Origin of the sequence: Burkholderia sp. Ax-1724, from assembly GCF_011752995.1 — a bacterium.
GTDB lineage: Bacteria > Pseudomonadota > Gammaproteobacteria > Burkholderiales > Burkholderiaceae > Paraburkholderia.
The window spans coordinates 21,759-35,418 of sequence record NZ_VWWL01000036.1 but is presented as its reverse complement, the minus strand read 5'-3'; the positions used below and the strand labels follow the sequence as shown (position 1 = coordinate 35,418).

Sequence of the window (13,660 nt, the reverse complement as noted above, 5' to 3'; positions counted from 1 at the left end):
CCTTGCGCAAACCGCGGCCTGGCAGGGCCGGCTCGAAGCCTTGCTCATCGAATGGGTTTGCGGCGATGCGGCGCCGCCCGGGATTGATCCGCCGAACGAAGCGCCGAATGAAGGGACAAAGGAAGCGACAAAAGCGACGTTCGAGGACGGGAAAAAGAAACGCGGAATTGGACGGGCGTCTGAAGGGCGTTCGCGAGAGTCGTCTTGAGCGAGCCTCACTTGAACTTCACTTGCCCTTCTTCGCGCCGATGCCGTGCATCAGCAACGCGACCGCGTGGCGCGCGATCTCCTCGCCGCCGATGTTGCGCCGCATCGGATCGTTGCCCCACAGCTTCGAGGTCGCGAGCGGCAGGATCGTCATGCCCAGCAACGTGACGAACACGAGCGCGGGTTCGAGCGCCGCGTTCAGACGCCCCTCTTTCTGCCAGCGCGCGATGGCCGATAGCGAAGCCTTCTGATTCGCATTGCCGAAGCGCTCGTGCATGCGCTGGCGCAGCAGCCCGCCGTCGCTGATGACTTCGCGCACCCATAACGACGCAAACCACGGATAGTCGTCCGCGACCTGCACGAGCCGCCGTGCGAGCTGCGTGATCGCCGCGACCGGATCGTCGGGATTCTCCTGGAACGGCACGCCGAAGCTCGCGCGTAACGGTGCGAAACATTCATCGATCAGCACGTCGAGCAACTGATCGCGTGTCTTGAAGTAGTAATGCACCATCGCGGGCGTGAAGCCGGCTTCGCGCGCGATCTCGCCGAGCGAAGTCTCTACGATGCCCTGCTTCGCGAATAGCCGGAGCGCCGCATCGAGCAAACGGGCGCGTTGCTCGGGACCGCGTGCGGCGCCGGTCGGCCGGCCCGGACGGCGGGCAGCGGGCGATGCGGCGCTCGTGTCGGTTGCTGTATCAGTTGCCGCATCGGTTGCAGTATCCGCGTGTGCCGTAGCTTGTGCTGCCTTGACGGTGCCGCGCTTCGACGAACCGCGCTCGGCATTACGCTCCTGAGCGCTACCCCGCGCACGCGGCGACGATGCAACGTTCACCGTGGGGTTATCAACCGCGGAGCCATCTGACGAGATCCTTGCCATTGCATTCAATTTGACGTGAGAGACAATGTCGAATATATTAATCTCTCAATTAATTAATTTCAATGCGTCTCCGCCATGGAACAACCCGCCACGACCCAGCCGGTCGAATCCGCGCCGCCGGATTCGCGGTCTGCTTCGGCCGCCGACCATCCGCCGATCCGGTTGCTGTTTCCGGCGCTGCTGCTGGTCATGCTGCTCGCCGCGCTCGATCAAACGATCGTCTCGACCGCACTACCGACCATCGTCGGCGAACTCGGCGGGCTCAACAACCTGTCGTGGGTCGTGACCGCCTACCTGCTCACCTCGACGATCGTCGTACCGCTGTATGGCAAATTCGGCGACCTGTTCGGCCGCAAGATCGTGCTGCAAACCGCGATCGTCGTGTTCCTCGTCGGCTCCGCGCTGTGCGGCATCGCGCAGAACATGGGCCAGCTGATCGTGTTGCGCGCGCTGCAAGGGCTCGGCGGCGGCGGCCTGCTCGTCGTGACGATGGCCGCGATCGCCGACGTGATTCCGCCCGCCGAACGCGGCCGCTATCAAGGTGTGTTCGGCGGCGTGTTCGGTCTTGCCACGGTCATCGGCCCGCTGCTCGGCGGCTTTCTCGTCGAACACCTGACGTGGCGCTGGATTTTCTATATCAACCTGCCGCTCGGCATCGTTTCGCTCGTCGTGATCGGCGCGGTTTTCCGGCCGCACGTTCGTCACGTGAAGCATACGATCGACTATATGGGCGCCGCGTTTCTCGCCGGCGCGCTAACCTGCATCATCCTGTTCACGAGCCAGGGCGGCACGATCCTGCCGTGGTCGTCGCCGCAACTGTGGTTCACGCTCGGCATGGGGCTCGTGTCGATCTGGGGCTTCATCCACGAAGAACGCAGCGCGGTCGAACCGATCATGCCGCTCGAACTGTTCAGAGACCGCACGTTCGTGCTGAGCAGTCTCATCAGCTTCATCATCGGCGTGTCGCTGTTCGGCTCGGTAACGTTCATCCCGCTCTACCTGCAAGTGGTGAAAGGCTCCACGCCATCTGAGGCCGGCATGCAGATGCTACCGATGATGGGCGGGCTCTTCATCATGTCGATGGTGACCGGCCGTGTCATCAGCAAGATCGGCAAGTACCGCATGTTCCCGATCATGGGTACGTGTCTCGTATCGATCGCGATGCTGCTACTCGCGCGCCTACAGATCGACACGCCGATCCATGTGATGTATCTGTACATGGGCCTGCTCGGCTTCGGTCTCGGCATGGTGATGCAGGTGCTGGTTCTCGCCGTGCAGAACACCGTCGAGTTCCGGCATATGGGCGTCTCGACGTCGGGCGTGACGCTGTTCCGCTCGATCGGCGGCTCGATCGGCGTCGCCAGCTTCGGCGCGGTGTTTTCGAACGGCCTCGCCGCGCGCCTCGAAAAGCTGATTCCCGCCGATACCGAACTGCCGCACGCCCTGGGCCCTGCCGCGATTCAACAGTTGCCCGAAGCATTGCGCAACGATTATCTGCATGCGTTTTCCGGTGCGCTGCACACGGTGTATCTGTCGGCCGCGTGCGTCGTGGTGCTCGCTTTCGCACTCGCGTGGCTGCTGAAGGATCATCCGCTGCGCAAGCAATAATCCCGACGTGCCTGCATCCTGATGCAAGCACTTAACGATGACGCTCTCGCGAGGCCGTACGCAAAACGCGTCGGCCTCGCTTCATTTCATTGCCCGTTTCATTGCCCATCCCGCTCTTCTCTACTCGCGCGATGCGTTCACTCGCAAACGACGTGCAAAAAGCCATACGTCCATTCGTTCTCAACGCATGAGCACTGTTTCGTCCTGCTTCCGAATGTGTGCTAGCGCACACAGGTCGGGTATGAAAGCAGATTGACGTTCCCGGCGAAACGCCACATATTGGAAATAGCGGCAACGTAGGCGCGGCCTACGTCTGCGAGACTCTCCGGCGCATGTGGATCGTGATTCCGCGGACCAGCTTCCAGCCTCAACACGATCCGGAGCATGCCTTTACGGCATCGTTTTCCACAGGTGGGTCCACGGCATGTCCATACAGACCGCAACCGGCCATAGCTTTCCGATGCCCTGCAGACGCTGCGGCGGCGCGCTGTACCGGCAGGTTGCGCGCTGCCCGTATTGCGGCGCCGCGCATCCCTTCGATGCGGATGCGGCCCCCGCCCTGCATCCTCACACACGCACCGAAATACCGGGCAGTCGCGCGAGCACGATGCATAAGCCCTTACAGAGTTTCGAAACCGGGCTGAACGCATCGGACCCGCAGGACGAGAGAAGCCTCGTCGCCCATCCGGCGCGCCATGACGAAGTCTGGCCCCGCAAGCCGGCCATGCGCACGGCGCTCGTCTCGCCCGATACGCCGGATCCGCTGCTCGAAGAAGAACCTGTGTATGTGCCGCGTAATACAACGCGGACGATTCGACGCGTGCTGTATGTGCTCGGCGCGCTTGTCGCCATTGCCCTGGCGTATGTCGGCTATACCCTCTTTAGCGATGGCGCCGACAACGAGGATGAAAGTGCCGATTCAATTAATCAGGATACCAGAATGACGACCGGCACGATCGCGCCACTAGCGTCGGCGCCTTCCGTCACGCAATCGCTGACCGCGAATTCACCGGCCGCGGTCAGGCCCACGACGCCAGTCGTTCCGGTTACGCCTGTCGCACCTGTCGCGCCACCGGTTCTCGCCGCGCCCGCGAAACCGCCGATGCAGTTCCGCGACGCGACGCGGGCACTCGATGCTGCGCGTCTCGCGTTGCGCGGCAATGATCTGTCCAAGGCACAAGCCGCGCTTGCCGCCGCGCAAACGTTACAACCGGGCAACGCCGACGCGAAAGATCTGGCCGCGCAGCTACGTCCCCTCACCGAGCGCCGCGACAGCGCGTTGCAGGCCGCGCAGGCTTGCGTCGCGCAACAGTCGTGGCCGTGCGCGCGTCAGCACGCGAACGAGGCGCTGGCGATCGACAGTGGCAACGACATGGCGAAGAACATTCTCGAACGTGTGATTCGCGAGACCGGCTGGGCGCCGCTCAATCCGCACGCGTCGACCACCGGCGCGGCACAAGGCAAGCCGATCGCGCAAACGCAACTGCAAACGCCGACGCCTCGACGCGATTAGCAGGAGAACGACAGCAGATCGGCAACAACGCGCACACTCGCACGCACGCTCGAAAGGCAGGAAATCGTCTCGCCGCCTTCCGGCATGCAATTTTTTATCTGGATACCGAATAAATTGCCATGCTCCATACCAACGCACACCTTATCGTGCTTTCTCTGAGCGGAAACAGACGGACCCAGGCATCGCGGCACCTCGAACATGACATCACAGCCGGATTACTGGCGCTTCGCGCGCGCCGACGCGGGAAGCTCGATAAACCTGACCGATAGGTAGAGACCATGCTGAAGAGACTTCTCGCGGGATGGCTGGGGCTGGCGGCGCTGGTCGTGGGTTCGCTGGCAAGCGCGGAACCGGCTCACTACAAGATCGTCACGGGGCCCGAGCGCGGCACGTATATCCAGTTCGGCAACGATCTGGCGAAATGGGTGGCGCAACCGGTCGGCATCGATCTGGAAGTGGTCGCCTCGAAAGGCTCGGCCGAAAACGTGCAGCGCATGCGCTTCGAGCCCGGCGTAAAGCTCGCGCTCGTGCAGTCCGACGTGTACCAGGCATTCGTCGACATGGCGAACTCGGGCAACCCCGAAGCGGGCACGACGATCCGGCCATTGCGGCTCATCATGCCGCTCTACGACGAGGAGATCAACGTCGTCGTGCGCGCGGATTCGCCGCTGAAAACGCTGGCCGACATCAAGGACAAAACCATCAGCGTCGGCCTGCTCGGCAGCGGCACCGCGCAGTCGGCAACGACGCTTTATCGCCTGATGTTCGGCCAGCCGATTCCCGAGCAGAACATCCAGCACCTGAGCAACGAGGATGCGCTCGCCGCATTGATCGTGAAGAAGATCGACGTCGCGATCATCGTGGTCGGGCAGCCCGCCAAGCTCTTCAACGACATGAGTCCCGACCTGCTGCAACAGTTGCGCCTGCTGCGCGCCGACCCCAATGCGCCGGAAACGAACCGCGCGAAGCAGACCTACTTCCCGACCACGATCCGTCAGAGCAGCTATCCGGGCTGGCTCAAGGAAGACGTGCCCGGCCTGACCGTGAAGGCGTTTCTCGTGACCTACGACTACGGTCTGCGCGATACCGTCAGCAATCTGAATCATTTCGCCGACTCGCTGTGCGCGAACTTCGACAATCTGCAGGAGCACGGCCATCCGAAATGGAAGCAGGTGAAGCTCGAACTGCCGACGCTCGTGCGCGGATGGAAGTACTACGGTCCCGTCGAAAAACATCTGCGCGCCTGCATCGCGAACCGCGGCGCGGCGATAAACGCGGCGGCGGCTCAAACCACTCAGCCCACCCAGGCCGCGCAGAAACCGCGCACGCCCTGCACGGACCAGGAGCGCCTGCTTCTGCTGTGCAAATAGCGCTTGCCGGTAGGGCAAAAACGCGAGCGTTCAAACGCGCTCGCGCTGCGTCGCACCCGCCACGGCACTCGCTTCCATCGCCCGCTGCAATGCCTCGTAGACCTTCGGGCGATTGCATTGCGATACGTTAAAGCGCAGAAAGCCTGCGGCCGCCCGCGATGCGCTGAACACGTTGCCCGGCGCGAACACCACGCCGGCCGACAACGCATGACGCGCGATCTCGGCGCCATCGAGCCCATCGGGTAGACGCGCCCACACGAACAACCCCGCGCGCGGCCGCGTCCAGATATCGAGGCCCGCATAGCCGAGACGCCGGATCGTCTCGCCCATCGCATCGGCAAGCTTCGCGCGCATCGCTTCGAGATGGCGCCGATAGGTGCCGTCCACGAGCATGCGATGCACGACGCCCGCCGCGAGCTGGCCGTTGCCGAACGACGTCGCGAGCTTCAGATCGATCAGCGGCTCGATCCATTCGGCGCGCGCGGCGATATAGCCGCAGCGCACCGCCGCCGACAGCGTCTTCGACAGGCTGCCGATCGACACCACGCGCGCGAGCCCGTCGAACGCGGCAAGACGCGGCGCGGCTTCGTCCTCGAAGTCGGCGAAGATGTCGTCCTCGACGATCAGCAGATCGTGCTCGCCCGCGAGCTTGAGCAGCCGATGCGCGACGGCCGGCGCGAGCGTCGCGCCGGTCGGATTGTGAATCGCCGAGTTGGTCACGTAGAGGCGCGGACGATGCTCGATCAGCGCGCGCTCGAATGCCGCGAGATCCGGTCCTTGCGGCGTATACGGCACGCTCTCGATCCGCACGCGGTGCGCGCGCAGCAAGGCCTGGAAATTGAAGTAGCACGGATCGTCGATCAGCACCGTATCGCCCGGTTCGAGCAGGAAGCGGCACACGAGGTCGAGCGCATGCGTGGCGCCGTCGGTCAGCATGATCTGCTCGGGCGGCGCATCGACGCCATGCTGCGCGAGCCGCCATGCAAGCTGCTGACGCAGCGCCGGCCAGCCGGCCGGACTCGCGTAGTCGGCAAGCGATGCCTGCGGGTCGCGCGCGACCGCGCGCAGCGCGCGGCGCACGCCGTCTTCGGGCAGCCACGACGCCGGCATCCAGCCGCAGCCCGGTTTCAGCACTTTCGAGTCCGTTTCCAGCGACTGCCGCGTGAGCCACAGCGGATCGACCTCGCGATCGAGGCGCGGCCCGAGATCGGCGAGCGCGAACGGCGGCGCATGGCCTGACACGAAGAAACCGGAGCCGCGCCGCGCGACGATCACCCCTTCGGCGACCAGACGATCGTAGGCTTCCACCACCGTCGACTTCGACACGCCGAGCGTGCCGGTCATCGCGCGGATCGACGGCACGCGCGAGCCCGGCATCAGCGAACGGCTCGCGATGCGCTCGCGCAGGCTGTTCATCACGCGCTCGACCCGGGTGCCCGAAGGCGCCCCGCTGTTCCCGTTTTCCGTCATCTGTACTGCTCCATGTTCAATACAGTTTGTGCAAAGTGTACTGATCTGTAGCTTACCGTTTCCGGTACCGGAGCGCATCATGGTGCTTCCTCGATAGGTGGGATAACTTCAATGGACAAGACAACCAACGGCTGGCTCAGCGGTCTCGCCGGCGTGCTGATTTTCAGCGGTTCGCTGCCGGCCACGCGTCTTGCCGTGCAAGGGCTCGACCCAGTGTTTCTGACCGTCGCGCGCGCGACGATCGCGGGTCTCCTCGGCCTGCTACTATTGCTCGCGTTTCGCGAGACGCGGCCCGTGCGGCGCGACGTGCTGCCGCTCGTCGTGGTCGCGCTCGGCGTCGTAGTCGGTTTTCCGCTCCTGACGGCGCTCGCGCTGCGTCACGTGAGCGCCGCGCATGCGGTCGTGTTTATCGGCCTGCTGCCGCTCGCGACCGCGATCTTCGGCGTGCTGCGCGGCGGCGAGCGGCCGCAACCCGCGTTCTGGCTGTTTTCGGCGCTCGGCAGCGGCGCGGTCGTCGCGTTCGCGTTGCGGCACGGCGTCGACGCTTCGCCGCTCGGCGACGCGCTGATGCTCGCTGCCATCGTCGTCTGCGGGCTCGGCTATGCGGAAGGCGCGCGCCTCTCGCGCCATCTCGGCGGCTGGCAGGTGATCTCGTGGGCGCTCGTGCTGTCGCTGCCGCTGATGCTGCCGCTCGCGTGGTGGACGCGGCCCGCCTCGTTCGCGGGCATCGGCGCGGCGGCACTGTGGGGCCTCGCCTACGTGTCGCTCTTCAGCATGCTGATCGGCTTCGTGTTCTGGTATCGAGGGCTCGCGCTCGGCGGCATCGCAGCGGTCGGACAGTTGCAGCTGTTGCAGCCGTTCTTCGGCCTGCTGCTCGCGGGACTGCTGCTGCACGAACAGGTGCCGCCGTCGATGATTCTCGTCACCGTCGTCGTGGTCGCCTGCGTGGCCTTCGCGCGGCGTTTCTCGCGCGCGGCGCCGGCGCGGCGCGCCGCCTGACGCGCTGTCCGGCGCACCAGCGCAGCACGATCACGGCCTTTTTCGGGATCGAATCGCGCGGCCCGCGGGTCGATATGTCATCATGCCGACGATAGCTCAACCCCCGCGCCGCGACCGCCGATGCCGACCGCCTTTGCCCAAACCGTCGAAGCCCGTTTTGCCGAACTCACGCCGACTTCGAAACGCGTCGCCAGCTACATGCTCGCGAACCTCGACCGGCTCGGCCTCGAGACCGCTGACCAGATCGCGCAGCAAGCCGGCACGAGCGGCATCTCCGTCGGCCGCTTTCTGCGCAGCATCGGCTACCGCAATCTCGACGATCTCAAGCGCGAACTGCGCGGCACCACACAGCAACGTCCGTGGCTCATCACCGACCGGCTCGATGCGTTCCGCCGCGGCACGCACGAAGCCGCTCACGCGCAAGGCGGCACGCCCGCCGCCGGCGATGCCGGCGCTTCGTCTGCGCGCGACGCGACGCTCGCGCAATCGCTCGAACTCGAAATCGGCGCGATCCAGCATGTGTACGAACTCGCGCGCTCGCCGGTGTTCGCGCGCGTCGCCGAACGCATCGCGCATGCCGAGGCCATTTACATTCTCGGCATCCAGTCGACGCGCGGCATCGGCAATGCGTTCTACAGCTACCTCGAATACATCCGCCCGCGCGTGTTCTATTCCGACGGCATGTCGGGCTCCTACGTCGATTCGCTGAACTCGGAATTCAACGCACCGTATCTGATCGTCACCGATACGCGCGCGTACTCGGCCATCGCGCGCCGCTATTGCGAAGCCGCCTCGCGCCGCGGCCTGCCCTTCGCGCTCGTCACCGACATTTACTGCCCGTGGGCGCGCGATTTCGAGGGCGATCTTCTGCAGGTGAAGACCGACGTCGGCCAGTTCTGGGATTCGCTCGCACCGCTCACGTGCCTGTTCAATCTGCTGATCTCGGCCGTGGTGGAGCGGCTCGGGCCGGCCATCGACGAGCGCGTCGCGCGCAACCGCGAATTGCAGAGCGAATTCGATCAGTTCGATCTTTGAGGCCTCGGCTCTCGTACGCTCCCACGCATAGCGGGGATTTTTGACCCGCTTCAAATCCGCGCGCGCGGCAGGCATAGTCGAAATCTTTGCCGGCAACACGCCAGGAACGCTCATGAGCCCGACCCGATCCACGTCCCCGCCCACCCCTGCCAACCCGGGCTCACCCGGCACGCCACGGATTCGCGACGCCACCGAGGCCGATCTCCCCGCGATCCAGGCCATCTACGCGCACCACGTGCTGACCGGCGTCGCTTCGTTCGAGGAAACGCCGCCGTCGGTCGACGAACTGCGCATGCGGCTCGCGTCGGTGCGCGGTCACGGCCTGCCGTACATGGCCGCGGAACTCGACGGCGAGGTGGCCGGCTATTGCTACGCGACGCTGTATCGCCCGCGCGCCGCCTATCGCAACACGATCGAGGACTCGATCTACGTGAGCGACGCCTATCGCGGACGCGGCCTCGGACGCGTGCTGCTGCAGGCGCTGATCGAACGCTGCGAAAGCGGGCCGTGGCGCCAGATGATCGCGGTAATCGCCGATGGCGGCAGCGGCGGCTCCCGGTCTTTACACAGCCAGCTCGGCTTCGAGTTGACCGGCACGCTGAAGGCGGTCGGCTACAAACACGGCCGCTGGCTCGATACGACGCTGATGCAGCGCACGCTCGGCCGCGGCGCTTCGAGCGCCCCCGACGAGGCGATCAGCGGCTGATGCGAGCCTCCGGGGCGAACCCATGAGGCGAGCCGCGCTACCTGGCCCGCGCGCTGGTGGCGCGCGGCGCTGCCGCGTTAAAATCCGGGCATGCCGAACACGCCGCCTTCCGCCCCACCCGCGCCCGCCGGTTCCAGCCATCCGGCAAGCGCGTCGCCGCGCAACGAATACACCGTCGACGAACTCGCGCGCGTCAGCGACACGACCGTGCGCAACGTGCGCGCCTATCAGGATCGCGGTCTGCTCGCGCCGCCGGAAAAGCGCGGCCGCGTCGGCGTGTACGACGACACGCACGTCTCGCGTCTGAAGCTCATCAACCATCTGCTCGCGCGCGGCTACACGCTTGCGAACATCCAGGACCTCATCAAGGCCGTCGACGAGGGTCACGACCTGCGCTCGATCCTCGGGCTCGAAACCGCCATTGGCGGACGCTGGTCGCGCGAGCGGCCGAAAAAATATTCGCTGATCGAGCTGGTGCAGATGTTCGGCGACAAAGCCTCGCCGAGCGCGCTCGCGAAAGCGGTCGAGCTCGGGCTGCTCGAACGCAATGGCCTGTCTTTCGTCTCGGCCAATCCGACCGCGCTCGCCGCGGGCGCGACGATGGCGAAGGAAGGCATCCCGCTCACCGACCTGCTCGACGCGGTGAGCATCGCGCGGCCGCATTTCAACGCAGTCGCGAAAGCGCTGGTCGATCTGGTCGTGCGTCAGCTCGACCGCTATGAAGCCGATGCGCTGCCGCCGCCCGCCGACGTACCCGCGCTCGTCGACGCGATCTGGCGCTTGCGGCCGCTGGCGAGCGTGCTCGTCGAAAGCGAAATGAACCGCGCGCTCGAAGAAGCTTCCGGCGATTATCTCGGCGACCGCGTCGCCGCAATCATGGAAAAGAAGCTCGGCCACTCCGCGGACGGCGAAACGGCAAAACGCGCGGCGCAGAAAAAAAGTAAGACGAAGAAGTAAGCCGGGCACCCACACCGCTTTGCGAAACGGCCTCGCCGGCTTCCAGCATTGGCGAGGCGCAACTCAGTCCCGCCGCAACCGCAATCCAGGTCCGGCACCGGCCAACGCCACCCCACACCGTCACGCGCCTCGCCGCCTACGCCGGGCGCATCTCGCCCGCCCCCCCACCCTAGAGCCCGCCGTCTAACCGGCATCTTGCATCCTTCGTTCTCAGCCCTTATTGTTACATCAATCAATGTAACAGTTAATAGCGTAAAAAGGAGACGGATCGGATGAACGCCCGCACGATGTCCCACGACGACGCGCCGCCCGAACCACGCGCGCCTCTCGATACAGCGCTGGTCCACACGGACATCGCGATCATCGGCTCCGGCTTCGCGGGCCTCGGCATGGCGATCCGCCTGCGCCAGGCCGGCATCATCGATTTCGTCATCGCCGAGAAGGCCGGCTCGGTCGGCGGCACCTGGCGCGACAACCACTACCCCGGCTGCGCGTGCGACGTCCAATCGCACGTCTATTCGTTTTCGTTCGCGCCGAATCCGCGCTGGAGCCGCATGTTCGCGCGCCAGCCCGAAATTCGCGCGTACCTCGAAGACTGCACGCGGCGCTTCGGCGTCGAGCGTCATCTGCGCTTCGGCCATGAACTCGCGAGCGCGATCTACGACGAAACGCGCCACCGCTGGCAGCTGACTTTCGCAAACGGCCAGCAATGGTCGGCGCGCGTGCTGATCTCGGGCATGGGCGGCCTGTCGCGCGCGGCGCTGCCCGATATTCCCGGCATCGAAAACTTCAAGGGCAAGGCGTTTCATTCGCAGCACTGGGATCACGACTATGCGCTCGAAGGCAAACGCGTCGCCGTGATCGGCACCGGCGCGAGCGCGATCCAGTTCGTGCCGCAAATCCAGCCGCGCGTCGCGCATCTCGATCTGTTCCAGCGCACGCCGCCGTGGATCATGCCGAAGGCCGACCGGCCGGTGAAGCCGCTCGAACAGTGGCTGTTCAAACGTCTGCCGTTCACGCAGAAGATCATGCGCTCGGCGCTGTACTGCATACTCGAATCGCGCGCGGTCGGCTTCGCGATTCATCCTTCGCTGATGAAGACCGCGCAGAAAGTCGCGGAGCGTCATCTGCGCCGCCAGGTGCCCGATGCGCAACTGCGCGCGACGCTCACGCCGAACTACACGATGGGCTGCAAGCGCATCCTGATCTCGAACGACTATTTCCCGGCCGTAGCGCAAGCGAACGTCTCGGTGAAGACCACCGGCATCGCGCGCATCGAGGAAGACGCGGTCGTCACGACCGATGGCGTGCGTCATCCGGCCGACTGCCTGATCTTCGGCACCGGCTTCCAGGTCGCCGATCCGTTTCCACCCGGTGTCGTGCGCGGTCGCGGCGGCGTCGATATCGTCGAGACGTGGCGCGACGGCGCGCATGCGTACCTCGGTACGACCTTGCCTGGCTATCCGAATTTTTTCATGATCGTCGGCCCGAACACCGGTCTCGGCCACAACTCGATGGTGTTCATGATCGAGTCGCAGGTCGAATACGTCCTGCAGGCGCTGCGGACGATGAAGACCGAACGGGCCGCCGCGATCGAAGTGCGTCCGCAGGTCGAGCGCGACTACAACGAGCGCATCCAGCGCAAGCTCGATCACGCGATCTGGTCGACGGGCGGCTGCGAGAGCTGGTATCTCGATCCGAAGACCGGCAAGAACACCACGTTGTGGCCGGGCTTCGCATACAAGTTCCGCCAGGCCACCAGCACGTTCCGCATGAACGATTACTTCGCGCTTGCGCCCGCGCCGCAGGCGGGCGTACAGGCGGGCATGCAGGCGATCAGGCAGTCGACTCATCCCGCGAGCGCCACAGCGCAGATGCAGCAACCCGCGCCTGCGCACGGCAACGCCGCGGTGACGTCGGCGGAAGCGACCTGAACGGATAACGACGGCAGCGCAGCAATCAGGGAGGACAGGAGCCAATGAAGCACTTCACCGATAAAGTGGCCGCGATCACCGGCGCGGGCTCGGGCATGGGCCGCTCGCTCGCGATCCGGCTCGCGCGCGAGGGTTGTCATCTCGCGCTCGCCGACCGCAATCCGGCCAGCCTCGCCGACACCGCTCAGCTCGCGCAGGCCGCCGCGCCGCACGTGGTCGGCGCGCCGCTGCGGATCACGACGCGCGTGCTCGACGTCGCCGATCGCGCGGCGATGTTCGAGTGGGCCGCCGCCACCGCGCTCGAACACGAGCGCGTCAATCTCGTGTTCAACAACGCCGGCGTCGCGTTGTCGAGCACGATCGACGGCATGGAGTACGCCGATCTCGAATGGATCGTCGGCATCAACTTCTGGGGCGTCGTGCATGGCACGAAAGCGTTCCTGCCGTATCTGAAGAGTTCGGGCGAGGGGCATATCGTCAATACGTCGAGCGTGTTCGGGCTCTTTTCGCAGCCCGGCATGAGCGGCTACAACGCGACCAAGTTCGCGGTGCGCGGCTTCACCGAGTCGTTGCGTCAGGAGCTCGACCTCATGAAATGCGGCGTCTCGGCGACCTGCGTGCATCCGGGCGGCATTCGAACCAACATCGCGCAAGCGAGCCGGATTGCGCAGAACATGGTCGGCTTCATGGTCGAGAACGAACAGCAAGGTAAGGACGACTTCGAGAAATTTTTCATCACGAGCGCCGACGATGCCGCGCGCGTGATTCTCGACGGCGTGCGCAAAAACAGACGGCGCGTGCTGATCGGCCGCGACGCGCGCGCGGCCGACTGGCTCGCGCGCACGCTGCCCGCCGCCTATCAGGCGCTCGTCGTGATGCAGACGCGCCGGCTCAAGCGCGTCGCCGAAAAACGCGCGCGCCGCGCCGCGCAGCTCGACGGCAAGCGCGCGTGAGGTCCGCGATGTCATACGCTCAACGATACCG

At 65.3% G+C, this 13,660-nt stretch carries 11 protein-coding genes; 9 read left to right on the top strand and 2 right to left on the bottom strand.

Annotation, left to right across the window (positions count from 1 at the left end; genetic code table 11):
• Nucleotides 1-226: 226 nt before the first annotated feature.
• Nucleotides 227-1,084, bottom strand: coding sequence for a TetR/AcrR family transcriptional regulator (locus F3J19_RS30275; protein ID WP_205193380.1), 858 nt, complete (start codon nt 1,082-1,084; stop codon nt 227-229).
• A gap of 75 nt (nt 1,085-1,159) precedes the next feature.
• Here F3J19_RS30275 and F3J19_RS30270 point away from each other — a divergent pair, with 75 nt between their 5' ends.
• From F3J19_RS30270 to F3J19_RS30260, 3 genes are all read left to right on the top strand, one after another.
• Nucleotides 1,160-2,692, top strand: a complete 1,533-nt coding sequence (locus F3J19_RS30270) for an MDR family MFS transporter (RefSeq protein ID WP_167049825.1) — start codon at nt 1,160-1,162, stop codon at nt 2,690-2,692.
• Nucleotides 2,693-3,299: 607 nt separating this feature from the next.
• Complete coding sequence (locus F3J19_RS30265; protein ID WP_240159359.1) at nt 3,300-4,205, top strand: hypothetical protein; 906 nt, start codon at nt 3,300-3,302, stop codon at nt 4,203-4,205.
• 278 nt (nt 4,206-4,483) lie between these two features.
• Nucleotides 4,484-5,575 carry a TAXI family TRAP transporter solute-binding subunit gene (locus F3J19_RS30260; RefSeq protein ID WP_167049821.1) on the top strand — a complete coding sequence of 364 codons (1,092 nt, stop codon included), beginning with the start codon at nt 4,484-4,486 and terminating at the stop codon, nt 5,573-5,575.
• A gap of 30 nt (nt 5,576-5,605) precedes the next feature.
• Here the strand turns inward: F3J19_RS30260 and F3J19_RS30255 are convergent, their stop codons facing one another.
• Nucleotides 5,606-7,045, bottom strand: a complete 1,440-nt coding sequence (locus F3J19_RS30255) for a PLP-dependent aminotransferase family protein (protein WP_167049819.1) — start codon at nt 7,043-7,045, stop codon at nt 5,606-5,608.
• A gap of 111 nt (nt 7,046-7,156) precedes the next feature.
• Between F3J19_RS30255 and F3J19_RS30250 the strand changes: the two genes are divergently transcribed.
• From F3J19_RS30250 to F3J19_RS30225, 6 genes are all read left to right on the top strand, one after another.
• A complete protein-coding gene (locus F3J19_RS30250) occupies nt 7,157-8,044 on the top strand; it encodes a DMT family transporter (RefSeq protein ID WP_167049817.1) in 888 nt (295 codons plus the stop codon).
• 120 nt (nt 8,045-8,164) lie between these two features.
• Nucleotides 8,165-9,079, top strand: a complete 915-nt coding sequence (locus tag F3J19_RS30245) for a MurR/RpiR family transcriptional regulator (protein ID WP_167049815.1) — start codon at nt 8,165-8,167, stop codon at nt 9,077-9,079.
• A gap of 112 nt (nt 9,080-9,191) precedes the next feature.
• On the top strand, nt 9,192-9,785 hold the full coding sequence (locus F3J19_RS30240; protein ID WP_167049813.1) for a GNAT family N-acetyltransferase: 594 nt from the start codon (nt 9,192-9,194) through the stop codon (nt 9,783-9,785).
• A gap of 90 nt (nt 9,786-9,875) precedes the next feature.
• The gene (locus tag F3J19_RS30235; protein WP_167049811.1) at nt 9,876-10,742 is read left to right on the top strand and encodes a MerR family transcriptional regulator; all 867 of its coding nucleotides are present in this window, start codon (nt 9,876-9,878) and stop codon (nt 10,740-10,742) included.
• 272 nt (nt 10,743-11,014) lie between these two features.
• A complete protein-coding gene (locus F3J19_RS30230; protein ID WP_167049809.1) occupies nt 11,015-12,676 on the top strand; it encodes an NAD(P)/FAD-dependent oxidoreductase in 1,662 nt (553 codons plus the stop codon).
• Between the two features lie 44 nt (nt 12,677-12,720).
• Nucleotides 12,721-13,629, top strand: coding sequence for an SDR family oxidoreductase (locus tag F3J19_RS30225; RefSeq protein WP_167049807.1), 909 nt, complete (start codon nt 12,721-12,723; stop codon nt 13,627-13,629).
• Nucleotides 13,630-13,660 lie beyond the last annotated feature (31 nt).